Raw genomic sequence first — 23,847 nt, 5'->3', positions numbered from 1 at the left:
ATGTTAGTTGATTTTGATACATTACCAGAAGAATCCCGTGTTTGGATATACCAAGCCAACCGTTCATTTACTGAAGAAGAGATTGCAGAACTAGAATCTAAAATCGAAACTTTTATTACTGCATGGACAGCTCACGGTAAAGATTTACAAGCTGGTTATAAAATTGTATATAAGCGTTTTATAGTTATTGCATTAAACCAAAACTTGAATAATGCTACAGGCTGTTCTATTGATGCTTCCGTGCACTTTATTCAGCAATTGGAAAAGGAGTATAACGTAGATTTAATGGATAAAATGAACGTGTCCTTTAAGCAAGGTGAGTTTGTAGCTTATAAGCCTCTGGTTGACTTTAAAACCATGGCAAAGAACCGTTCAGTTTCTAAAAACACCATAGTCTTTAATAATCTGGTGACCAATATTGCAGAATTTAAAGACAATTGGGAAGTGCCTGCTAGCGAAAGTTGGCATAGTAGATTCATTAAGTAATTGGCCGATGTTGAGAAATTCTCAGCAAACAAAGACAATTATTATGCTTTTCGCATTTCGAAATATTTTTATTTTTCAGTTAGAATAGCCATTTTTACTACCAATAAATCACAAACACCATACTTTGGCAACAGATATTTTTCTTTTAAACATTTCAGGACAGGATAAACCAGGCTTAACTTCTGGTTTAACCAGTGTTTTAGCAGAATACGATGCTAAAATTTTAGATATTGGTCAGGCTAATATCCACGATACCCTGTCACTTGGGATGATGTTTGAAATAAAATCAGGGAAAAAATCTGCAGCCGTACTAAAAGACCTGTTATTTAAGGCCTACGAATTGGGCATAACCGCAAAGTTTACACCAATATCTCTTGAAAACTACGAGCATTGGGTGAGCATGCAAGGTAAAGATCGCTACATCGTTACAATTCTTGGTGAAAAGTTAAAGGCAGAGCAAATCTCTGAGGTCACGAAGATCATTTCAGAGAAAAATCTCAATATCGATTCCATTAAGCGCCTTACAGGTAGAACATCCTTGGTGAAAGAAGAGGAATATCCTAGGGCATCCATACAATTGTCCATTAGAGGACAGTTGAAGGATAAGTCTGAATTCACGTCTAGGTTTATGGAAATTTCAAAAGAGCTCGATGTGGATATTGCCTTTCAGGAAGATACTATGTTTAGGCGTAACCGACGATTGGTTTGCTTTGATATGGATTCTACCTTAATCCAAACAGAGGTTATAGATGAACTTGCCGAACGTGCAGGAGTGGGAGAAGAGGTGCGTGCTATTACGGAATCAGCGATGCAAGGCGAAATTGACTTCAACGAGAGTTTTGAAAAACGTATGAAGCTTTTAAAGGGCTTAAGCGAAGATGTATTAAAAGAGGTTGCCGAAAACCTTCCGATAACAAAAGGTGCTAAACGCCTGGTAGATACACTTCATAATTACGGTTATAAAACGGCTATCTTATCTGGTGGTTTCACCTATTTTGGGCATTATCTTCAAGAAAAATTAGACATTGATTTTGTATATGCCAATCAACTCGAAATTAAAGACGGCAAACTCACAGGACACTATCTCGGAGATATTGTCAATGGTACTAAAAAAGCGGAATATCTTCAAAAACTTGCCGATAATATGGGTATAGATATCGGGCAAACCATTGCTGTAGGTGATGGTGCCAATGATTTGGAAATGCTCAATTTGGCAGGACTTGGGATTGCATTTCATGCCAAGCCCAAAGTTAAGGACAATGCGCAAAATTCCATATCGAGCATTGGTCTAGACGGTGTGCTGTATCTATTGGGTTACCATGATAGGCATATTGATTTAATGGATAGTTAACCAAACTGTTAATTACACGGTTTATAAAACTATCCTAAAGTCTTTTTTACTTCTTGTTAATTATGCTATTTTGGCATAGTATTCGTTAATTAACCTAAAAACGATAAAAGAATTTTTATGCGCCATTTGTCCCTTATCCTTTTGTTTCTTTGTGCTCAAATTACTTTCGCGCAAGAGCTCACCAATAATCCATTACTTTCAGAAGATCCCATACAGCAACAAAAGTGGGTGGATAGTGTTTACAATTCCATGTCCATAAAGGAGCGTATTGGCCAGCTCTATATGGTGCAAGTGATGTCTAAAAACAGTGACCAAGTCAATAATGCTGTCATTGATTTAATTAAAGACGAACATATTGGTGGAGTGATCTATTCCAATGGTGGGCCTTACAGACAAGCACAGTTAAATAATAAGTTACAAGCTGTTTCTAAAATACCGCTTTTAGTTGGCATGGATGCAGAATGGGGATTGAGTATGCGTCTGGATTCAACGTATGCCTTTCCTTGGAATATGACCCTTGGTGCCATTTCAGATAATGAATTGGTAGAACAGACAGGACGACAAATCGGTGAGCACTGTAAACGCTTGGGTGTGCATTTTAATTTTGCACCAGTAGTGGATATCAATACCAATCCTAAAAACCCAATTATAGGCAATCGCTCTTTTGGAGAAGATAGGGATAACGTCACTGACAAAGGATTAGCATTTATGAAAGGCATGCAAAGTGCAGGTGTTTTGGCCAATGCAAAGCATTTTCCAGGTCATGGAGATACAGAAGACGATTCGCATAAAACGTTACCGACTGTATCATTTAGTGAGCAGCGTATAGATTCCATAGAATTATATCCTTATAGACAACTCATAAAACAAGGTTTGTCTAGCGTCATGGTGGCTCATCTTAATATTCCGAGTCTAGAATCTCGTAGAGGATTTCCGTCGTCATTATCTAAGCATATTGTTACCGATATTCTCAAAGAAGAGTTAGGCTTTAACGGACTAATATTTACAGATGCCCTTACCATGAAAGGCGCAGCAGATTATGTAGAAAAGGGTGTTGATGGATTGACTACAAAAACACTGTCAAAAGGCGGAGAGATTGATTTAATGGCTTTTTTAGCCGGAAATGATGTAATGTTGATGTCTGAAGATCCAAAGCGAGGTATCGCCAAGTTTGTTGAAGCTTATAATGAAGGCATTATAACAGAAGAGCGCTTATCACATTCGGTAAAGAAAATATTAATGGCTAAGTATAAGGTCGGATTGAATAATTATTCACCAGTCGGTATGTATAATCTTGGCTCTGATTTAAACCGAATTAAGGACGATGTGCTCTACGAAAACCTTATGGAAAATGCCATTACGGTGGTTAAGAATGAAAAGGCCTTATTACCGTTTCGTGATTTGCAAACCAAAAAGATAGCCTACGTGGAGTTGGGTGATGCCAGTGGTTCAATCTTCTTTAACGAGCTAAAAAAATACACTAAAGTACATCATGTTAAGGCGGATAAGCTAGATGGTGTTATCTCAAAATTACAGAATTACAATACCGTTGTAATTGGTTTTCATAAATCAAATGACAATCCTTGGAAGGATTATAAGTTCTCACAACAAGAATTAGCTTGGTTATATGAAATAGCAAGAACCAATACCGTTGTATTAGATGTTTTTGCAAGGCCTTATGCCTTGAATCAGTTACGATCCATAGAAAATATCAATGCTATTGTAATGAGTTATCAGAATAGCAGCATCGCGCAAGAGAAATCTGCGCAACTTATTTTTGGAGCTATTGGAGCCAAAGGGAAACTGCCTGTAAGTACAGGAGCATTTTTTCCGGTTGGTACTGGCGAATCTTATAATGCTTTAATGAGTTTAAGCTATGGTTTACCAGAACGCGTAGGTATGGATTCTGAAAAATTAAGCCGTATTGACTCGATTGCCAATTATGCCGTAAATAATCGAATGACTCCAGGTATTCAGCTGCTGGTAGCCAGAAGAGGAAAGGTGATTTACAATAAAAACTTTGGTTACCATACGTATTCAAAAAAGAACAAGGTAGATTTTGATGATGTTTATGATGTGGCTTCACTCACTAAAATATTGGCAACCTTACCTATATTAATGGAATTGGAAGGGCAAGGTTCCGTTTCACTAGATGCTAAATTGGGTGATTTGCTACCCGAGTTTAAGGACTCCAACAAAAAGAATATCACCTTAAGGAAAATGTTGTCGCATTATGCACAATTACGACCTTGGGTTCCATTTTATTACGCAACATTAGATTCTGTGACTAAAAAACCAGATCCAAAATATTATCGAAGTAAGCGTAGTAAGGAGTTTAATATCGAAGTTACCAATTCACTTTTTCTGCGTAGCGACTATAAAGATTCCATACAGGAAATCGTTAAGGAAAGCGATTTGCTTTCACGATTACGTTATCGCTATAGCGACTTACCGTATTACATTCTTAAAAATTATCTCGAAAGTTTTTATGACAAATCCTTACACGAGATTACCCAAGATCGTTATTACAAATCGTTGGGTGCTAATTACACCACTTACAACCCAAGAGAAGTTTTTAGTTTAAAGGACATTGTACCAAGCGAGGTTGACAACTATTATCGTTACAAAAAAGTACACGGTTACGTGCATGATATGGGAGCGGCAATGCAAGGAGGTATTGGTGGCCATGCTGGTATTTTTAGCAATGCCAATGATGTGGCTAAGATTATGCAAATGTATTTACAGAAGGGATTTTACGGCGGAAAGCGTTATCTAAAAGCCGAAACCATTGACAAGTTCAATACCTGCTATTATTGCGAACGAGATAATAGAAGAGGTATAGGTTTTGATAAACCACAATTAGGAGATGAAGGTCCAACTTGTGGCTGTTTATCGATGAAAAGTTTTGGACATTCTGGGTTTACTGGGACTTACGCTTGGGCAGATCCTGATGAAGAGCTTGTGTATGTGTTTTTGGCCAACAGAACTTATCCTGAAGCTGGTAAAAACTTATTGTTGAGAGAAAACATTAGAACCGAAATTCAGCGCTTGATATACGAAGCGATAATTGAGTGATTTAAAGGCAACCGTTATAAGTTAAAAAGTCCTTAAAGTAGAGGATAACATTTCTAAAACTTATAACTTTAGACTTTATATTGAATAGTACTGTCAGGTTGAGCGCAGTCGAAACCTAAATTGACCAAAACATAAAATAGACCTTTCGATTGCGCTCAAGGTGACATAAATTTAAACGTCTAGATGAAAATAGGAATTGTTTGTTACCCAACCTTTGGAGGTAGTGGAGTAGTAGCCACAGAATTAGGATTAGAGCTTTCTAAGCGTGGTCATGAAATTCATTTTATAACCTACAGTCAACCTGTACGGTTAGAACTACTGAGTAACAATGTTCATTTTCACGAAGTGCATGTACCAGAGTATCCCTTGTTTCTTTATCAACCTTATGAACTGGCACTATCCAGTAAATTAGTGGATATGGTAAAGCTACATGGTTTACAACTATTGCATGTGCATTATGCCATTCCGCATGCCTACGCAGCTTATATGGCTCAGCAAATGCTATATGATGAAGGCATTATTGTACCCATTGTAACCACATTGCACGGAACCGATATTACACTGGTAGGAAGTCATCCATTTTATAAGCCTGCAGTAGCATTCAGTATTAACAAATCAGATGCCGTAACTTCAGTTTCAGAGAGTCTTAAAAAGGATACCATGCGTTTGTTTGATATTAAAAAGGACATTCATGTGGTGCCTAATTTTATAGATTTAGAAAAGCACCTGCATAATTTTACGGATTGTCAGCGCGAAATGATGGCAGATGATGAGGAACGCATTGTCACTCACATTAGTAATATGCGCGAAGTGAAGCAAATCCCGGATGTGATTAAAATCTTTTACAACATTCAGAAAGAATTACCAGCCAAACTTATGATGGTGGGTGAAGGCCCAGAGAAAGAAGGAGCAGAGCGCATGGTGGAAGAACTAGGTATTAAGGATAAGGTGGTTTTCTTCGGAAACAGTCATGAGATTGATAGAATTTTATGTTTCAGTGATCTGTTCTTATTACCATCACAAACCGAGAGTTTTGGTTTAGCTGCTTTAGAGGCTATGGCAAGTAGTGTGCCTGTAATATCTTCAAATACGGGTGGATTGCCAGAAGTTAATGAAGATGGGTATTCAGGTTATCTAAGTGATGTAAATGATGTAAATGAAATGTCTGCCAATGCCATTCATATTTTAAAGGATCCTGAGGTTTTAAATACGTTTAAAGCGAATGCCAAGGCGCAGTCCCAAAAATTCGATTTGCATAGTGTAGTACCTATGTATGAGCGTATTTATGAAGAAACGTTAGAAAAATTATCGGTTATTAATTAGACCATACGGCATAGCGTGCTCTACGTAATTCCAATGTAATTTCCTTTTCCGCTTTAAGCGCTTCATCTCTAGTTAAAAAAGGATCAATATGATTGTATAGACTTGGTCTTAAGTACAGACCGTATTTCTCTACAATATTCGAAGAAATTTTATACCCTTTCTTATTTCTATAACCTGATGTATGTTGCTCAAAACGTTCTTTGGGAGTTTTACTGGTCATGCCCACATAGAGACATTCAAGCACACCATTATATTGTGGGTTCGCCACTCTAAACTTAGTGTTTTCAGTATATACACGCTTAGATAATTCTATAACATAAATACGGTAAAGCGTTTTGGGCATGTTATTTAAACTGAGATAAAAAGTCCATGACTACTTTCCAGGTTTCAGTAGCGCTGCCTTCAATTCGGTTTTCATCGAGCATTGAGGAACCATGAACACCATTTTCGGCTACATAAGTTTTATGGCCATTTTCGTTGGCAAGCTTCAATTGGGTTTGCGAACGCTCGCTTTCCATTTCAGAAGCTGGTTTCATTAACAATAAGGGTACTTTTATGGCTTCAATATGTGCATTAGGTTGACAACCTTCCATAGGATTACCAGATGCTGGTGAAAACGCCAAAACGCCATCAACGGCACTTTGGTTGTTATCGGCAAGCTTTAAAGCTAAAGTAGCACTATAACTACTTCCCCAAAGGATTGTCTTTCCGGTAAAACCAGAATCTTTTTTATAGTTTAACGCTGCGACCATATCTGGATAGGCATCACAATAGCCATATTCGTTTTTGGGAATCTCTGCAACGGTCCTGTTATAGCCACCATAATAATATTGTCCACCAACGCGCTGGTCTATAGTAAGAATATTAAATCCTTCTTTTCTGAGCTTAGGAATTATGGACTTATATTCAGCTCTGGTATTAGAACCTCCTTGATGAAATATGATAAGGGTAGGAGCGGACTTATCTTTTTCGTAGAGATCGCCATAGACTTTTATACTGTCACTGGCAAAAAAATGAATTTCGGTGGTGGCTTCGGGTTCAGACGTGGTTTTTACTTCGGTTTCTTTCTCTTTGCAAGACACTATGATTAAGAGCAGAAGAACAATAGAGCATAAGTTTTTCATAATATAACAAGTTAGAATCGGTAATAATTTTTAAGGTAAAAATCCTAAACGACAGTTAATTTATAGTAATTATTTATAAAAGTTGACTTAATTAACACTTTGTGTTAAAACCAGAATTTGCTATACTGATTCGCAATTTTATGTGCTACAGGGAAATTGTTGAGTTAGTAAAAAGCAAATCATAAGAATTTTTGATCGCTTATGTTTTTCAGAATTATGTTATTTAGAAGTCTAGAAAAAATCGTGAAAAAGAAGCTAGAATTTTTGCCACAGTGCTTCTTCGGACAAGCAAGACATTTGATTTTGAAAAGCAAAATGACGTTTCGATAATCTAAAGAATTTAATCATTGGTTAATGCTTTCATTTTTCTTATTCTTTAAGATCTAAGTTAGTATTGATAATTTCGAGAGTTTGAGTAAAAAATTCTTTCAAATCGTACTCATCTAGATTAACGAAGTCATTATTCACTTTGTGTATTGCAAATAAATTTTCAAACTGAAGTAAATCAATGTCCATATACTTCTGTTTAAAAGGTGAGTCATCTAATTTATTTGATTCATAAGATTCAGACCACCCTGAAAAATTCATGAATTTATCTTGGTTGATAATCGAAACATACTTGCTTAAGTATGGAATGATATGATTATAATAATAGTCATTACGAATTATATAATCTTCTTCAAGATTATCTAAAAGCCCTGAAACGCCAGTTAATCTACTCCGTAATTCTGTATCTTTTATAATGGATAATTTACCAGAACTGATGACTTCATTGACCAATCCTGTTTGCGCATCGAAGGACCCGAACATGTAAACTTCATTTAAAAGACTATCTAAATAGCGTTGATTCGCAAAAGGTTCATCGGTATGAATAAGTTGGATAAGAGCTATAGTCGATTCTCTTGTCGAAGTATTTAACTTAATGTTTCTGCTAACTTCAGCGAGATTGGTTTCGAATTCTTGCTTTAATCCTCCAAGTATTCTTGTTTCTTCTCCTTGGTCGGCAAGATCTTCCTTCCAGTTATTTAAACTTAGTGCTATTAAAATACCAATAACGACCAGCACAATTTCACCAACGGCATATTTAAGATATTTACCGGTTTTATTTTTTCCCAAAAGGTCGTATCTAATTCGTCTAAAAAACTTAATCATAGTTTCAGTCAGTGGTTTGGTTAAGCCCGCAAGCGGCTATCTCAACCAAAGGTCTACTAGACCTTTGATTTTGTATTGCAAAATGCCGTTTCGATAATCGAAAGAATTTGAACATTAGAGATTGGTTTCTCTAAAGGTATGCTATTTAATTTTGAAGTAGTTTTATAATGAAGGCTAGCGTGTTTGTGTATGGTTAGTTGCGTTGTTTGGCACTTAACTTTGCAAGTACACACCAGGCTGAAAATCCGCAAGACACGAGCACGAAGTGCGAACTGTGCGCAGCAAATTTTCAGAAGTAGGCGAGGACAAGCAATTATTTATAGCCATTGTTGTAAACAGTTATTTTTTTATTCGTTTCAATTCAGTTAGTCGGTTTTTATACATCTCAAAAATGACATCAGGATTCCATTCTTCGTCTTCCGTTTTTCCGTGTCCAAGTGACATTAGAGTAATTAATTCGCCGTTTTCAGCATAAAATTCACAATTCCAGCTCATTTGAGTGAAATGGTTTTTCGGCATATAATTTTCCGTTTCTTTTGCGTAAACCAACTCTCCATTTTTTTCAAAGTAGACTTCTTGATAATACGTTTCCTTTTCGTGTGACTCAATTTTTATTATTCGGTTTCCATTTTTCAGGTTGCATATATTCCAGAATTCCGTTTTGCTATTAAAGTCCGAAACAGCATCAATTCCTCCCGAACAATTCGATGAGTTTTGGTAAAATTCGGCGTTGATTTCAGAACGTATTTTTTCTTCCTTTTCACGTTGGCTTTGAGCGTTACAACTCAAAATTCCAAATGTCAATATTAAGGTCAGAAGTGCGTTTTTCATAATTGTTTACAACGTGTTTGTGTATGGTTTCGTTACGGAATGACACGCAGTGTTATTCCGACGTAAACCGAAAGATAGCAAAAGTGCAGGGAATTTCCGATAGGAAATTCCGCCGTAATGAATTATACATGGTGTTCTACGCAGTTTTTATTTCAGTTAATATTTTTCCATCAGCATTCAGTTCGTATTTATAACCTTCCCAATCTATTAATTCAATTCGGTTTTCGATAATTTTGAATTCAGTTTTTCCATCTGGATTTACAAAAATATCTCTCGCACTAAAATTCCATTTAGTTTCTCCATTTTTATCAATTCGGCTCACTTGAATTTCTCCGTGAACGATAAAATCTTTGTCAAATTCATAAATTCCGAAACAAGCTGCAACGTCATATTGATTTCTCCAATTAGCAGACAAATCCGATAAATTCAGAGAATATATTTGGTCAGAACAACAAATGTAAATTCGGTCGTTTTTAATTAGAAATGAATTTTCAGAAATTCCAGTTCCTCCTCCAGATTCCAATAATAATGCGCTACACTTTTCAATTCCGTTTTCTGTAATTCGAATTCCGTGTTTTGAGGAAGGTTCATATTCCAATTCAATTCCTAAATCGGCTGGATATTGTTTCTTAAATTTCTGACCAAATTCCGCTGAATCCAAATCAGATTCATTTGTTATTTCAATTACGGAATTTTTATATTTTACTATCATTTTATTGGTTTGGTCAAAATGTTGTACAACGGTCTCGTATAACCGTCAGTTACGGGTTAATATGCTTTAATTTTCGGTTAAGCACTGACGCTCGCAATTCCGAGTGGATTCGGACGTAGTCGAATCCGCCGTAATTGCGGTTATACATTGTTGTGGGTAGTACTTTTTCCAGTTTTATAATTTCTTTAAATTCCTAAATTCATATTTTTCAGTCGGACTATTTCTCTCAATTTCTACCTCATAATTTTCCGATTGAAAAGCTTTTTTTACAAATTCTTTTGCTTTTGAATATGCACAATGATAAGTTTCATATGAATCTTGCCAATGTCCGTCGTGTTCATAGTCAACAGAAAAAGCATATTTGTGCAGTAACGAATTCGCTTTAGTTTCTATTCGTCCAGCGTTTTTACTTTTCAGAGCATAAAGTATTTTCCAGTCATTAAATCCAGCATATTTAGTCCGATTAAGTGATTCCGCTCTTACTTCAACTGTTTTTGAAAATCCAATTTTCACAAGTTCTCCTGTCAAACTTCCAGCAATATAGACTATTCCGCCAGAGTCATTTCTTTTCTGAAATCCTAATTTCGCCGTATCGCATTGACAACAATGTCCACTTCTTGTTCGTAAAGTATGTCCCTCTTTTTGGCAAGGTGTAACATTATATGCAACCAATTTATTCAGTTCTTTCATAATCACGCGATATTCAGATTTTGAAAGTCCGTCAGCATCGAATACATATTTCGGCTCTACTTTTTGCTCTTTTAAAAATCTAATTTGTTCGCTTGTCAATCCTGCCATTTCGTTTTTCTCGTATTACCCACAACGGTTTTGTGTATGGTTAGTTGCGTGTTTAAGCAACTAATTTAGTAAACAAAAACGAACGCGAGAAAATTCCGAAGGAATTTTCCAAGTAGGCAACGACCAAAGCAATTAATTTTACACGTCTTAAGTTTACAATTGATTAAATTAGGTTAATAAACCAGAAAGAACAAAAGAGAGAATTAAGGTTACTATACACGGTGAGACTTAGATCTCGACAACATTGATAATCCTCTCTCTTTTTCTACTCTTATTTCGTTCAGTTCTGTGAGACTTTTAGATCTCGATTTTAAGTTGTTGAAACAGTAGTAGCTCGTTCTTTCCAAAAATCAGTTCTTATGAATAAAGATAAAGAAATTTACGGTATTGACATTAGCAAATCAGTGTTCGATGTTTACAGTGAGAGTGCTGGTCACCTTCAAATGGCAAATGACCAGAAAGGGTTTAAGTTGCTACTGAAAAGCTTACCTGAAAGAGCTTTGGTTGTTATGGAGGCAACCGGTTATTACCATTACAGGTTGGCTCAATATTTATACAAGAAAGGAGTTGAGGTATCAGTAGTTAATCCTTTATGTGTAAAACGTTTTATCCAGATGAAACTGGCCAAGGTAAAGACCGATAAGAGCGATGCTAAGTGGATCTGTGAATATGGTCAAAAGAACGAAGTTCCGCTCTATAATGCCTTAACAGATGTACAGGCAGAGTGCCTGCAACTCTTTAGATTATTGGATGTGTATGTAAAAAAGAGCACGGCGACCAAGAACAAGCTTCATGGTGAAACAACCTTGGATATTCCATCTAGAGTCGTTTATAAATCTTTACAGAGAAACTTAAAACATCTTAAGAAAGAGATTGAAGTATTAGAGCTTAGGTTGCTTGAATTAGTAAAACAAGATCAAGAGCAACAATTGACGTTATTGCAAACCATACCAGGTATCGGTATGAAGACGGCACTGTTTTTAATAGTGGTTACAGATGGATTCAAGAAGTTTGAGAGTGCCTCACAACTTTGCAGTTATGTAGGTATCACACCCACAATAAAAATATCGGGAAGTAGTGTAAGAGGCAGGAGCAAGATCAGTAAGGTTGGGAATAAAAAGCTGAGAAATTTATTATTCTTGGCAGCCTTTTCAGCCTGTAATTACAATAAGGCTTGCAAGGCATTGTTCGATAGGATTGTGGCCAAGGGAAAGAGTAAAAAACTGGCATTGATAGCAGTGGCGAATAAACTGTTGAAACAAGCTTTTGCTATTGCAAAAAGCGGATTGCCATACGATGAAAACTATGTTTCAAAATTAGCTTAAAATTGCTTGTTTTTTAACTCAGTTCTTTGTTGTGTGGCGTTTTTTTATTTCAGTTTATTGTCAATTCGTCTAATGAACTGAACATTTGTTAATTTTTCATCTTCTTCTTTACAAACCAATTGCATTCCAAAAGCGTAAAAGTCAGAACCATTGTAAAATTGAACTATTAAGTTGGTACAATGACTAATTATTGATTCTGGTTTTTTTATTTCGGATGAAAGATTGTTTTCTTCATAGAAGTTGATTAAATCATCCCAGTCAAATTTTTCAGACTCGGTTTGAGTCGGTTTATGTTTTTCGTTATTCTCAAAAATCTTTAAATGTCCTTGTCCATTTTCTTTCCATAAGACGTATTCCTTTTCGTAAGGTGAAGAACCATTATCTGAAATCCTTTTAACCAACATCAAAGTGTCAATTCCTTTCGTTTTCAGTTCACAAGCAAACAATTCCGACATTTTATCAATTTCCGCTATTCCAGCTCGATTCCAAGTTTCATTAATTCCAAATTTTTTGAAATTACAATCTCCTTTTCCATAATCAGTTATTTCATCCCACCTTTTTTGTTCAGCTTCTTTAACATCTAAAATTTCCGTGTTTACCAAATATGAACACTCGATTGGGACATAATAATCTTTGATTTTTAGGATGTAAATTATCTCTTTGTATTTTGATTTTGTAACGAAAATTATTTCGCCAATATCTCCAATTTGTGGTTCAAAGTCTTTCCAATATTCCTTTCCAGCTATTTTTTTAATTTCTGGATTAGGCCATTTAATATTATCACTTCCATTTAGTGTGCTATAAATTCCTCCATTGTGCCAAATTTTAGCAAAAGTTCCCTCAAGAGGTTTGACTTTCTTTAGTTTTCCACAGAAGTCGATTGGTTCTTCCGACTTTTCAAGATATGACAGTTTGTTTTGTCCAACTAAAGTTTGAAAAGTGAAAAGAAGTAATATGTAGACTATTTGTTTGTTCATTATTTTTTTTCTCAAATCTAACTGACTATCTCCAAATTCAAAATTCACAATGCGTGAACTGTACTTTTCAATTAGTTAATGTGTTTTTCTTGCGGTTGTCAAATGACACACAACGTGTTTGTATAAGATTAGTTGCGTGGTTTAAGCAACTAATTTAGCAAATACAAACCGAATAGAAAATCCGTGAGGATTTTCGTAAGTAGACTTGCACCAGCAATTAATTTTATACGGTGTTAGCTACCGTTATTTTCTTTCGTTTTTGATGTGTCTATGACTTCTTGAGCGTGAACTCTAATTCGTCCAGTTTCAGATGTAATTCCTTTTTCTTTATAAAATTGTTCCAATTCGTTAAATGTTAACCATCTCGAACCAATATGCTTGTCAATGAATAATTCCTCAAATATTCTATGTCCAACAGATTTTCCTTTTGAGTTTTTTACATCTACTTTTTTATCAGTTTCTCTAATTTTATTGACCATACAAACTGGTAAATGAATTCCAGATGAAATTAGAGATGCATCAGGTTTTGTTAAAAAAGAAGTTGGTCTTAAAAAAGCAGAACAATAAGGAAATCTATAATTACTTGAAAATTTAGAACCTTTCTCATTTTGACAGTATCCAGATTTACATATATTCTTATCTAATTTCTCTATTTGGTCAATCATATTCCCTTGTGAAAAATAAAGAGTTTTTGTGTTCCAAGTTTTATATTGAATATGGATAAATCTCACTTTTTGTGATTTTAAATCGAATTGTTCATAAACTAAATCAGAGCCTATTATTCTTTCAGCTTTGTCTGGATGAAGTAATCTTAATCTTAAAACTCTGTTTCCTGTCAATTCATAATCTTTTACTTTGGCAGAATCATAAATTTTCTTGTTAAAAAACTCGTGTTTGTGAGTTAATGAAAAATCGTGATTTAGTATGTAATTTTCGCTAATATCTTCTGGTTGAAAGTATTCTAAAGCCGATTCTAATTCAAAAACTTTTCGTTGGATTAGATTAGTGTTTTCTCCAGCATTTCTAATTCTAATTTCAGTATCTAAATCCTTTTGAATTAATTGTTCAGGCGAAATTGTATGTCCAGATTCTAATGAGAGTGCTTCCGCTTTTTGTTTGTAATATTTTACAATTTCACTTTCATTTGTCTTTGTTAATAGATTTTGAAAATCTTTAAAAAGTTCTGGGTCAAAATCATTAACGAGTTGTAGAGCTCTTTTGTATGGAATTGCTTGTCGTGTTCTTTTCGAAATAGTCAAAGCTTCTCGCATAGCAGAAAGCATCTGAAATGCTCTATTTCTACGTTCTTCTTCTTCGACTGAATTTAATCCAAAGTAACTCATATTGTTGGTTTTTCTTAATGGTAGCTAACGGCTCCGTATATGAAAAGTAGCGCTGAAAATAAGCGATAACTTTTCGGATGAACACAAGCCGAATTTTTAAATTTTACTATTTATCTTTTTATTGGAAATCGTCAAATTTAAAAATTTGGCGACTTTCCAAATATGCCCAAACCTTAGTGTTAGCAATGACTTGCGCTATTTTTTATATACAATGTTGTAAGTAGTGCTTTTTTCATTTACTTACTTAATTTCAAAATCCGAAATGCTCCTTGAATTACCAACACAAAAACTATTGTTCCGATAATCAAATCGGGTTTACTCGAACTTAACCAATTTACCAAAATTCCAGCAATTATTACTCCTAAATTGATAATCACGTCATTTGATGTAAAAATCATACTCGCTTTCATATGAGCCTCTTCTTTGCTTTTTGACTTTTGCAAAATGTAAAGACAAATTCCGTTTGCGATAAGTGCAAAAATCGAAACGATAATCATTGTCGAAAAATCGGGAAGTTTCTCGTCTCCAAAAAATCTTCTTAAAACTTCCACAAATCCAATAATCGCAAGTATTATTTGAAAATATCCAGCAAGTTTTGCAATTCGCTTTTTCTTAACTATAGTTCCTCCAACCGCAAACAAACTAATTCCGTACACGAAACTGTCGGCAAGCATATCCAAACTGTCTGCAACAAGTCCCATTGATTTTGAGATAATTCCTGTTGTCATTTCGATAATGAAAAAAGCAAAATTGATTGCAAGTACAGACCAAAGTAGCTTTTTTTGGTTTGTGTTTTCTTTAAATTCCGTTTGGTCGGTTTGTTCCGTTGAGATTTTTTTTCCGCCTAAATTCAGTTCGATAACTGATTTTTCGATTTGGTCAATTTCTCCGCTGTGAAAAACAGTCAGTTTTCGGTTTGGAATATCAAAGTCCAAATTCGCAATACTTGAAATTCCGTCTAATTTCATTCGGATTAGATTTTCCTCCGAAGGACAGTCCATTTTGGTTATTTCAAATATTGTTTTATTCATTCAGTTTCTGGGTTTTTCTGCATTACTTACAACGGTTTCGGCTATGAGTAGTTGCGTGGTTTAGCACTTAACTTTGCAAGTACACACAAAACTGAAAATCCGCGAGGATTTTCAGAAGTAAGCGAGAACAAGCGATTACTTATAGCCATTGTTGTATGCAGTTATTTATTCAGTTAAATGTTTTCTACTTATTTTCATAAGACCTGAAACAACTTCTTTAAATCTGCTCGTTCCAAATATTCCATTTAAGAATTCTTGAAACTCAATCTCATTCGATTGAATTGTTTTTTGTTTACGTTTCATTTTCTTTTTTGTTAACTCCTCAAAAATATTCTCATCTATTATTGAGAAAACAGGAAATAAGTCTACGTTGTAACCAAACCTGAAAACCTCGAATTTGTAAGATTTAATTGTATTACTTAATAAAAGAACTCTAAATTCAAAGTCAACGAATAAATCTCCAACAAAACTTTCCACTGGACTTATTTGAATTTCGCATAAATGTGATGTAGCCTTTGAAAAACCATCTATAGTTTTAGCTACAATGTCTTCTGGATATTCTTTTTCTGATTCTTTAAATTCATTCCATTCCATAATTTATACTGATATTTTATAGCTCAAAGGTAAATGGTCTGATTCAAGAATTACATTTGAGCCTTGGTTGTAATATTTATATTTTGATGATTTTTCAATTACCTTAATTTCTTCATCTTTAATTTCTCTACTTAATTTTGTACTAATAACTACTTGGTCTAAAAAGTGATGTTCTAAAATATCATAAGAAGAACCCGAAGGTCGTCTGAAATATTTTGTCCCTGGAAAACTAGAATTTGAAAATAATTTCCAAGTAGGGTTATAATATAATGCTTTATTCTTTCCTAAATGTGTGATTCTTTCTCGAGAGTTTATACTATTAGTAGCAGAAAAACCGTCAAAATCAATCATAGGTTTGTCAAATGGACTGACATTAAAATCCCCAATTAACAGAATTCTTTTCTCATCTGGAATTCCAATATTTAAGTCAATATCTTTTCTAAAATCTCGAATAAATTCTTTTAATGCATCAAAGTGCTGAAACATTTGTGATGGTAAATGCAAAGAAATTATATCTAGGTCAAAATCTGGTAATTTTACATTCGTGTAATATTTGTTCTGTAATCCAAGTTCAATATTAAGTTCTTTTTTTACTATTATTTGAACTCTTGAACTTCCAGGATTTAAAAAATGGACATAATCATTTTGTTCTAATAATTCCTTATCATCTTCTAAATTAGATTCGTCAATTTCTGACAAGAAAAATATATCCGGTTTTTCTGAATTACATATATCTACAATCTGTAATAATTCTTTAATGTTATTTGTATTCCAATAAATAAATTTCATTCATTTAGTCGTTTCTCGTAATTGCATACAACTCGTATATAACTCTGTATATACGTTTCTGTTACCGAATATAAGAATTATTTGCAAACACCCAGCACCAAAGACGTAAATAAAATTATGATATCGTGTGTATTGTATAACATATTTGTTATTTTTATACCACACATTATATAAAATACCTGTATGGATTTTAATAAGTATACCTTCGACGTCGCCGTCCATAATCAAAAAAAAGTGATCCTTGTAAAATTTGACTACGATATAGCCCTAAAAAATGCGCTACGTCAACGGTTTCCGTCAGCACGATGGAGTGCCTCAAAAAAATCATGGTACTTACCAGATTTACCTTCGGTAAGAAAAGCGCTAAACCTAAAACCACAAAACACGGTAGCGGAAAAGGCAAAGCGACTTCACATGGTTAATCAACAGGCTTATTTGGATTTAAATGAACAACTCACCTTAAAAAGGTATAGCCAAAGTACCAAGCGCATTTACCTCGCCGAATTTTATCACTTGCTCAATTTGCTCGACGATTATTATGTTGGCGATTTAAACCCTAAACGGTTAAAGGATTATTTTCTCTATTGTATTAAAGTAAAGAAAATGGGCGAACGAAAGATGAACGGAAAAATCAATGCCATTAAATTTTATTTTGAGCAGGTACTGCACCGACCAAAGATGTTTTTTGATATTCCGAGACCAAAAAAACCACAGACCTTGCCAAAAATGCTCAGTAAATCTGAAGTTAAGAAACTCTTTAGGGTCACCACAAACTTAAAGCATAGAATAGCATTGCAATTATCTTATGGTATGGGATTAAGGGTCTCAGAAGTAGTAGGTCTAAAAATAAATGACATAGATAGCAAACGTATGGTGGTGCATGTTAAGGGTGCAAAAGGCAAAAAGGATCGTTATGTACCATTGCCCAAAAGTATTTTGCCTGCACTAAGGGAATACTACAAAATGTACCGACCAAAACTATATCTTTTAGAAGGACAATATGGTGGTGCCTATGCTGTATCTAGTTTACAACAGGTTTTTAAAAACGCCATGAAAAAAGCGCGTATAAAAAAAGAAATCGGTATCCATGGGTTACGGCATTCCTACGCTACACATCTATTGGAATCTGGTGCAGATATGCGTTTTATTCAAGAATTATTGGGCCATAATTCTATAAAGACCACACAGGTTTATACTAAAGTGACTCCTCGTAGTAAATCTAAAATTACTAGTCCTTTGGATTCTCTTTAACGGTAGGGTAGAAGGTTATTGTTCATTAAAATCGTTGACTTCAATCCAGTAGCCATCAACATCTTGAAAATACACCTGAATTACTCCGTCTTTTCTGATGTAGTCCTTGTTTGGTGAGTTCACCCAATCCGAGTAGTCTATTTTTAAGGCTTCCAAACGTTCTGTAAAAGCAATGATATCGTCAGTGGATACAGCAAAATGTACCGCTTTATTGGTTTTAATGTCGGCATTGGGTCTTGGGATGAGATGCAATTGTATGTCATCATCAAAAGCTAACCAGCGCGTTTTAGAATCTGAAGCTGTATTTTCTATGTCCTTAAGTTGAAAGACCTTTTGGTAAAATTCAACAGCAGCAGTAACATCCTTTACCGATAGTGCTATATGATTGAATGAAAATTTAGACATCGATTAACTGCTACAGCATATTACGCTGATTCTTCCATAGTATGATACACGTTCTGCACATCATCATCTTCCTCCAGCTTTTCTAAAAGCTTTTCTACATCTTCCGCTTGTTCTGGCGTTAATTTTTTGGTCACTTGTGGAATACGTTCAAAACCAGAAGATATAATCTCAATATTGTTTTCCTCTAGGTAAGATTGAATGTTTCCAAAACTCTCAAAAGGTGCATAGATCATTACGCTTGTAATTTCTTCGCCATCTTCGTTTTCGTCGGTGTCCTCAAAAATTTCTTCAACACCATAATCAATGAGTTCCAGTTCCAATTCTTCGAAATCCAGGTCATCACCTTTAATCTTAAAATTACAGGTGTGGTCAAACATAAAAACAACTGAACCAGAGGTGCCTAAACTACCATCGGTTTTATTAAAGTAAGAGCGCACATTGGCCACCGTACGTGTATTGTTATCCGTTGCCGTTTCTATAAGCACAGCAATACCGTGTTGGGCGTAGCCTTCAAAAATTACTTCCTTATAATCCCCTTGATTTTTATCACTGGCACGTTTTATGGCACGCTCAATATTGTCCTTGGGCATGTTTACGGACTTGGCATTCTGAATCACTGCACGTAATCTCGAATTGCTATCAGGATCTGGTCCACCTTCCTTTACAGCCATTACAATGTCCTTTCCTATACGCGTAAAGGCCTTGCTCATGGCTGACCAACGTTTCATTTTTCTTGCTTTTCTAAATTCGAAAGCTCTTCCCATTGAAAATTATATTTTCATTTCCGTGAACCTGCCTGCCGGCAGGCAGGAACGGAAATCTAGTTATGTTATAAGTTATTTAAAATGCCTAAAGTTGTTTTGAAGGCAAAGCAAATTTAAAAAAATATTGAATGTATTAAGAACCTATTCTCAATTAAAGAACTGCATACTGCAAACTGAGCATTGTAACTTCCCCTTAGGGGAAAATGTCTACAAGACAAAAGGGGCTTACTCCTCAACTTCTACGATAGCCTCAATGGCTTCGGCAAGTTTAAAGTCCTTATTGGTAACACCATCAGCATCATGCGTAGAAAGCGATATTTTTAATACATTATAAACATTGCTCCAATCCGGATGGTGGTTTTGTGCTTCGCACTCAAAAGCAATTCGGCTCATGGCACTAAAGCAATCCTTGAAGTTATCAAATTCAAATTCGGCATGTATGGCATTGTTATGATATTCCCAATCTGGGAAGCGAAGTAATTTTTTTTCAATGGTGGATTCGTCTAATTTCATGTATTTGGATTTATGCTTAAAATTAATTAAATCCTGATAAGGTTACAACAATTAAAAAGTATTTATTTTACACGAAGCAGGAAGCAGGAAGCAGGAGGCAGGAAGCAGGAAGTGTGAAGCGTGACGAATAAGTATTGATTTTAAAATATTGTCTAACCATACTGCATACTGCCAACTGAAGACTGCAAACTATTTGCAAAGTTCTTCCAAAACAAAATCACTAGTCACCTGAAGGTGCTTAGGCAGTTTATTGAATTTCGGTAAAACCGCGAGATAACGATCTTCATTAGTGGTAAACACATGTTTTAACAATACTTTGGTACTTGAAATCTGCGCAATGATGCTTTTAATAAATTCATCATGATGTACTAAATCCGTACTTCCCAAATGAAACACACCATGTTTTTCCCTGTTAATGATGTAGTGTATTTGCTGTGTCACTTTTTTATCGAGAGTCACATTCATGATAAGATTCGGAAAAATTTCAACAGGTTCTTTTTCAGAAATATGCTGTTTTATTTCTTGAATTCTAGGACAATTAGTACCAAAAACCATAGGTAACCGTAATACGGCAACTTGTTTTTTTGGCAATCGCAGTAGCATATTTTCGATCTTAATTTTAAAATGACCGTATATACTATGGCTTAGGGTTTTATCTTGCTCGTAACTCGGATATTTACTGTAGGCATCAAAGGCATTGGCAGAAGAAAGAAATATGATTTTACTGCCAAATTCTAAAGCGTATTCTGCAATGTGCTGATGGGCTATGGTCTGTGCATTAAAATCGCCACGTAACGCTGAGATAATAACCGTAGGTTTGGTAACTTCTAGTATTTCATAGACATCGTCCTCTTCGACATTATAATGAAAGAATTGTTTGTTCTGCTCAAATTCCCTTCTCGGAGTGCGATAGGTGCCGAAGGTTTTAAAGTAAGGGCCCAATTCCTTATAAATAGCATGGCCTAGGTAACCACTTGCGCCAAGTATTAATATGCGATGTTTAGTATTTATTGTCTTCTTCATTAATCAATCTTCCTTCTAATACAATGGTTAAGCTTTTTTGTAAAACGGTAACTTTACAACGGTTGCAGGTATGGCTTTCTTACGTACTTGAATAAAAATTTTACTATCTGGTTTAGAAAATACGGTTGGCACATAGCCCAAACCAATACCAATGCCCAAACTTGGGCTCATAGTCCCAGAGGTGACGTTACCGATGACTTTACCATTACCATCAACGATATCATAACCTTGACGTGGAATACCACGCTCATCTAACTTAAACGCTACTAATTTGCGTTCTGGTGTACGCTCTTTTTCTGCTTTAAGCGCTTCGCTATTGGTAAAGTCCTTAGTGAATTTGCATACCCAGCCCAAACCGGCTTCAATAGGAGATGTGGTATCATCAATATCATTGCCGTAGAGGCAATAACCCATTTCTAATCTAAGTGTGTCTCTTGCTGCTAAACCTATGGGCTTAATGCCATAATCTGCACCAGCTTCCATAACCTTGTCCCAAACTTGTTTTACTTCAGCGTTTTTACAGTATATTTCAAATCCTCCACTACCAGTATAACCCGTTGCGGAAATAATAACATGCTCAATTCCTGCAAAATCACCAACAACGAAATTATAGAATTTTATTTCCGATAGATCGTGACTCGATAAGGATTGCATAGCTTCAACGGCTTTTGGACCTTGTATGGCCAATAAGGAATATTCATCACTTAAATCGCGCATCTCAGCACCAACATCATTTTTTGAGGAAATCCAGTTCCAGTCTTTTTCAATATTACTGGCATTAACGACCAGTAGGTAGGTTTCATCCTTAATTTTATAAATGATTAAATCGTCAACAATACCACCATCATCATTTGGTAGACAGCTGTATTGGGCTTTTCCGATGGTAAGTTTAGAAGCATCGTTACTAGACACTTTCTGAATCAGCTCTAAAGCATTTGGGCCTTCAATGAGAAATTCTCCCATGTGCGACACATCAAAAACACCAACAGCATTACGTACGGTTTCGTGTTCTATATTAACACCTTCGTATTGTACTGGCATGTTATAACCTGCAAAAGGTACCATCTTTGCACCAAGTGCTTTATGTGTTTCGGTTAATGCTGTGTTTTTCATGATAACGCTGTTTTATAGGATAATTTTCAACAGCGCAAAGCTACATAAATTTTAAGTTTTATATTTATTATATGGAGCTTAAAAGAGGTATTTAGAAGAATACTTTTTTGCTAAAAATCTAGCAACCACTCATCAATGGGTCTATCATCAGAGCCATGTAATACGGAAATATCTCCAGTAGATTCAAACACAACGGCTTTAGCTTCAGATAGCTGTATGACGTTGGCTTCACGCAATTTGGCCTTTAAATCGGAAATGGTAACCTTACATTTTTCTAAACTACCTTCTATGATTTCACCATCTTTCATTAAGAGTGTTGGTTTATTATCTATAAATTTTCTTATGACTTCCCATTTTCTGGCGTGTGCAACACCCATTTGTATGGCATAAATAGACATTAAACCAGCAATACCACTTTGAAGTGAAACTGATTTTGAGATAACCACTGTGGCCAATATGGAACCAATAGAAACAGTCATGGCAAAATCGAAACTAGACATTTTAGAGAAACTTCGCTTGCCACTTATGCGTGTTAATAGAACTAGCGCAATATAAGTGCCAAAAGCAGTTAGTAAAATAGCTAAGACATTATCATCTGCTGAGTAAAACCAATCTTTCATTGTGATTTAAAATTTTTAATTTGTTCGTTAACTCTATTTAAATCCTCTTGGCTAACATCTTCAGGTGCTTGTTCAGAAGCGCGTTCTGGTTCGAGAGAGAATTCGGCATACACAGGAAAATGATCTGAAGACGTCTCAGAATATACTTCATAAGACTTAAATCTAAATTCCTTAGTACAGTAAATATGATCTAACGGCCAGCGTAACAGAAACTTCTTGGCATTGTAAGTACTGTAAATTCCTCGGCCTATTCTAGGATCTAACGTTTTACTGACTGTTTTAAATAATTGATTGGTGCTAGACCAAGGTACATCGTTAAAATCACCAATGACAATTGTTGGATATGATGTGTTCATTACCTCTTTGGCAAGGATCATCATTTCAGCATCCCTATCCGTAGATCTTGGATTATGCTGTGGCATAGGTGGAGTAGGATGTATAGCGTGAATTTTAATCGTATCCCCAAACCTAGTAAGCGCCTTGGTATGTATAGACGGAATATCATCTTCGACTAAAAACTTCAATTGTGGGTCTACAAGCTCTAATTTAGAATAAAGTAACATACCATAGGTATTGTCTAAAGGGTATTCTAGTTTATAGTCATAATCGTTTTTAATCGCATTATATATCTCATTTCTCCAACGCTTGTTAGCTTCTGTAAACACCATTATATCTGCATTTGAAGACTTAATTGCATCGATAATAACTTGCATATCTTCGTTATCCTGGTAAACATTGGCAGTTAAAACACTTAATGAATTTTTGGCATTATCGGTAGCTTTTAACATATCCTCATCTGCGAAAGTAGTATAAGGGAAAAATTTGATGAACTGAAAAATAAAGCATGCCACTAAAATGGTTATAAAGGCATAATCCCCTTCATTCTTAAAATCAAATTTTATAAAATAAACAGTTAAAGCCAGTGCTGTCAAGAAGGTAAGCTGCACATGCGGAAAATCAAAAACCCTTATCCACCAATAATCCACCGCAAAAATCGGTGCTATGGTAATTAAAATAGCAATAATTCCAAATCCTTTCAAAAAATGTTTCAGTGTCATTGGTCGATGTATTGGTTAATACTTTTTAAAATATTGATTATTTACATAGTTTCCTAAGATTTATTGATTTGAGATAATCTATTTATGTATTGTGTTAAAATTTGCCTAGAAATGCATGCTGTTAAGCTTCGCTTCAATTTATGAAAGAAGTATTGCTTATGAGTTAATATTATTGGCTTTTGAAACATT

Annotated in this window: 24 protein-coding genes; 6 read left to right on the top strand and 18 right to left on the bottom strand. The window is 35.1% G+C overall.

Translation table 11 applies throughout. From position 1 onward, the window contains the following. From ACQ65V_RS13030 to bshA, 4 genes are all read left to right on the top strand, one after another. The gene (locus tag ACQ65V_RS13030) at nucleotides 1-486 is read left to right on the top strand and encodes an ABC transporter ATPase (protein WP_430468236.1); all 486 of its coding nucleotides are present in this window, start codon (nucleotides 1-3) and stop codon (nucleotides 484-486) included. A 124-nt stretch (nucleotides 487-610) separates the two neighbouring features. Further along, a complete protein-coding gene (serB, locus tag ACQ65V_RS13025) occupies nucleotides 611-1,837 on the top strand; it encodes a phosphoserine phosphatase SerB (RefSeq protein WP_273291697.1) in 1,227 nt (408 codons plus the stop codon). A 117-nt stretch (nucleotides 1,838-1,954) separates the two neighbouring features. Next, the gene (locus tag ACQ65V_RS13020) at nucleotides 1,955-4,912 is read left to right on the top strand and encodes a glycoside hydrolase family 3 N-terminal domain-containing protein (protein ID WP_430468235.1); all 2,958 of its coding nucleotides are present in this window, start codon (nucleotides 1,955-1,957) and stop codon (nucleotides 4,910-4,912) included. 183 nt (nucleotides 4,913-5,095) lie between these two features. Continuing rightward, nucleotides 5,096-6,235, top strand: a complete 1,140-nt coding sequence (bshA, locus tag ACQ65V_RS13015) for an N-acetyl-alpha-D-glucosaminyl L-malate synthase BshA (RefSeq protein ID WP_155087590.1) — start codon at nucleotides 5,096-5,098, stop codon at nucleotides 6,233-6,235. Here the strand turns inward: bshA and ACQ65V_RS13010 are convergent. The 6 genes from ACQ65V_RS13010 to ACQ65V_RS12985 all read right to left on the bottom strand — a co-directional run bounded on the left by ACQ65V_RS13010 (nucleotide 6,228) and on the right by ACQ65V_RS12985 (nucleotide 10,852). Next, nucleotides 6,228-6,578, bottom strand: coding sequence for a ribose-5-phosphate isomerase (locus ACQ65V_RS13010; RefSeq protein WP_430468234.1), 351 nt, complete (start codon nucleotides 6,576-6,578; stop codon nucleotides 6,228-6,230). The two genes, bshA and ACQ65V_RS13010, sit on opposite strands and share 8 nt — an antisense overlap. Before the next feature lies 1 nt (nucleotide 6,579). Next, on the bottom strand, nucleotides 6,580-7,359 hold the full coding sequence (locus tag ACQ65V_RS13005) for an alpha/beta hydrolase (RefSeq protein WP_430468233.1): 780 nt from the start codon (nucleotides 7,357-7,359) through the stop codon (nucleotides 6,580-6,582). 369 nt (nucleotides 7,360-7,728) lie between these two features. Further along, on the bottom strand, nucleotides 7,729-8,511 hold the full coding sequence (locus ACQ65V_RS13000; protein ID WP_430468232.1) for a DUF6090 family protein: 783 nt from the start codon (nucleotides 8,509-8,511) through the stop codon (nucleotides 7,729-7,731). A 339-nt stretch (nucleotides 8,512-8,850) separates the two neighbouring features. Then, a complete protein-coding gene (locus ACQ65V_RS12995) occupies nucleotides 8,851-9,342 on the bottom strand; it encodes a hypothetical protein (protein WP_430468231.1) in 492 nt (163 codons plus the stop codon). Nucleotides 9,343-9,478: 136 nt separating this feature from the next. After that, nucleotides 9,479-10,054: a hypothetical protein gene (locus ACQ65V_RS12990; protein WP_430468230.1), complete on the bottom strand. Its 576-nt coding sequence runs from the start codon at nucleotides 10,052-10,054 to the stop codon at nucleotides 9,479-9,481. 174 nt (nucleotides 10,055-10,228) lie between these two features. Then, nucleotides 10,229-10,852: a GIY-YIG nuclease family protein gene (locus ACQ65V_RS12985; protein ID WP_430468229.1), complete on the bottom strand. Its 624-nt coding sequence runs from the start codon at nucleotides 10,850-10,852 to the stop codon at nucleotides 10,229-10,231. Between the two features lie 359 nt (nucleotides 10,853-11,211). Here ACQ65V_RS12985 and ACQ65V_RS12980 point away from each other — a divergent pair, with 359 nt between their 5' ends. Continuing rightward, the gene (locus tag ACQ65V_RS12980) at nucleotides 11,212-12,177 is read left to right on the top strand and encodes an IS110 family transposase (protein WP_430468228.1); all 966 of its coding nucleotides are present in this window, start codon (nucleotides 11,212-11,214) and stop codon (nucleotides 12,175-12,177) included. Nucleotides 12,178-12,221: 44 nt separating this feature from the next. Here the strand turns inward: ACQ65V_RS12980 and ACQ65V_RS12975 are convergent, their stop codons facing one another. The 5 genes from ACQ65V_RS12975 to ACQ65V_RS12955 form a co-directional block, all read right to left on the bottom strand. Continuing rightward, entirely contained in the window at nucleotides 12,222-13,154 is a 933-nt protein-coding gene (locus ACQ65V_RS12975; RefSeq protein WP_430468227.1) for a hypothetical protein, read from the bottom strand. Between the two features lie 233 nt (nucleotides 13,155-13,387). After that, on the bottom strand, nucleotides 13,388-14,497 hold the full coding sequence (locus ACQ65V_RS12970) for a hypothetical protein (RefSeq protein ID WP_430468226.1): 1,110 nt from the start codon (nucleotides 14,495-14,497) through the stop codon (nucleotides 13,388-13,390). 236 nt (nucleotides 14,498-14,733) lie between these two features. Next, nucleotides 14,734-15,528, bottom strand: a complete 795-nt coding sequence (locus ACQ65V_RS12965; protein WP_430468225.1) for a cation transporter — start codon at nucleotides 15,526-15,528, stop codon at nucleotides 14,734-14,736. A 165-nt stretch (nucleotides 15,529-15,693) separates the two neighbouring features. Continuing rightward, nucleotides 15,694-16,122 (bottom strand): hypothetical protein, encoded by a 429-nt coding sequence (locus ACQ65V_RS12960; protein WP_430468224.1) that lies wholly within the window; start codon nucleotides 16,120-16,122, stop codon nucleotides 15,694-15,696. Between the two features lie 3 nt (nucleotides 16,123-16,125). After that, nucleotides 16,126-16,911: an endonuclease/exonuclease/phosphatase family protein gene (locus tag ACQ65V_RS12955; protein WP_430468223.1), complete on the bottom strand. Its 786-nt coding sequence runs from the start codon at nucleotides 16,909-16,911 to the stop codon at nucleotides 16,126-16,128. A 183-nt stretch (nucleotides 16,912-17,094) separates the two neighbouring features. On the opposite strand from ACQ65V_RS12955, the gene ACQ65V_RS12950 reads away from it, so the two are divergent. Continuing rightward, nucleotides 17,095-18,162 (top strand): tyrosine-type recombinase/integrase, encoded by a 1,068-nt coding sequence (locus tag ACQ65V_RS12950; protein WP_430468222.1) that lies wholly within the window; start codon nucleotides 17,095-17,097, stop codon nucleotides 18,160-18,162. Nucleotides 18,163-18,177: 15 nt separating this feature from the next. On the opposite strand, the gene ACQ65V_RS12945 is transcribed toward ACQ65V_RS12950, so the two are convergent. From ACQ65V_RS12945 to ACQ65V_RS12915, 7 genes are all read right to left on the bottom strand, one after another. After that, nucleotides 18,178-18,567 carry a VOC family protein gene (locus ACQ65V_RS12945; RefSeq protein ID WP_430468221.1) on the bottom strand — a complete coding sequence of 130 codons (390 nt, stop codon included), beginning with the start codon at nucleotides 18,565-18,567 and terminating at the stop codon, nucleotides 18,178-18,180. 20 nt (nucleotides 18,568-18,587) lie between these two features. Then, complete coding sequence (locus ACQ65V_RS12940) at nucleotides 18,588-19,331, bottom strand: YebC/PmpR family DNA-binding transcriptional regulator (RefSeq protein ID WP_430468220.1); 744 nt, start codon at nucleotides 19,329-19,331, stop codon at nucleotides 18,588-18,590. Nucleotides 19,332-19,556: 225 nt separating this feature from the next. Beyond that, nucleotides 19,557-19,844: a 4a-hydroxytetrahydrobiopterin dehydratase gene (locus ACQ65V_RS12935; protein ID WP_155087571.1), complete on the bottom strand. Its 288-nt coding sequence runs from the start codon at nucleotides 19,842-19,844 to the stop codon at nucleotides 19,557-19,559. 189 nt (nucleotides 19,845-20,033) lie between these two features. Continuing rightward, a complete protein-coding gene (locus tag ACQ65V_RS12930) occupies nucleotides 20,034-20,867 on the bottom strand; it encodes a sugar nucleotide-binding protein (RefSeq protein ID WP_430468219.1) in 834 nt (277 codons plus the stop codon). Between the two features lie 27 nt (nucleotides 20,868-20,894). Beyond that, on the bottom strand, nucleotides 20,895-21,980 hold the full coding sequence (gene gcvT, locus ACQ65V_RS12925) for a glycine cleavage system aminomethyltransferase GcvT (RefSeq protein ID WP_430468218.1): 1,086 nt from the start codon (nucleotides 21,978-21,980) through the stop codon (nucleotides 20,895-20,897). 110 nt (nucleotides 21,981-22,090) lie between these two features. Next, nucleotides 22,091-22,600 (bottom strand): DUF421 domain-containing protein, encoded by a 510-nt coding sequence (locus ACQ65V_RS12920; protein WP_430468217.1) that lies wholly within the window; start codon nucleotides 22,598-22,600, stop codon nucleotides 22,091-22,093. Next, complete coding sequence (locus ACQ65V_RS12915; protein WP_430468216.1) at nucleotides 22,597-23,658, bottom strand: endonuclease/exonuclease/phosphatase family protein; 1,062 nt, start codon at nucleotides 23,656-23,658, stop codon at nucleotides 22,597-22,599. Before ACQ65V_RS12915 ends, ACQ65V_RS12920 begins: the two co-directional genes overlap by 4 nt. Nucleotides 23,659-23,847: the final 189 nt, after the last annotated feature.

Source organism: Winogradskyella ouciana (assembly GCF_965284585.1).
GTDB classification, from domain to species: Bacteria; Bacteroidota; Bacteroidia; order Flavobacteriales; family Flavobacteriaceae; genus Winogradskyella; species Winogradskyella ouciana.
The sequence above is the reverse complement of the archived record's forward strand: the minus strand, read 5'-3'. Positions and strand labels throughout refer to the sequence as shown.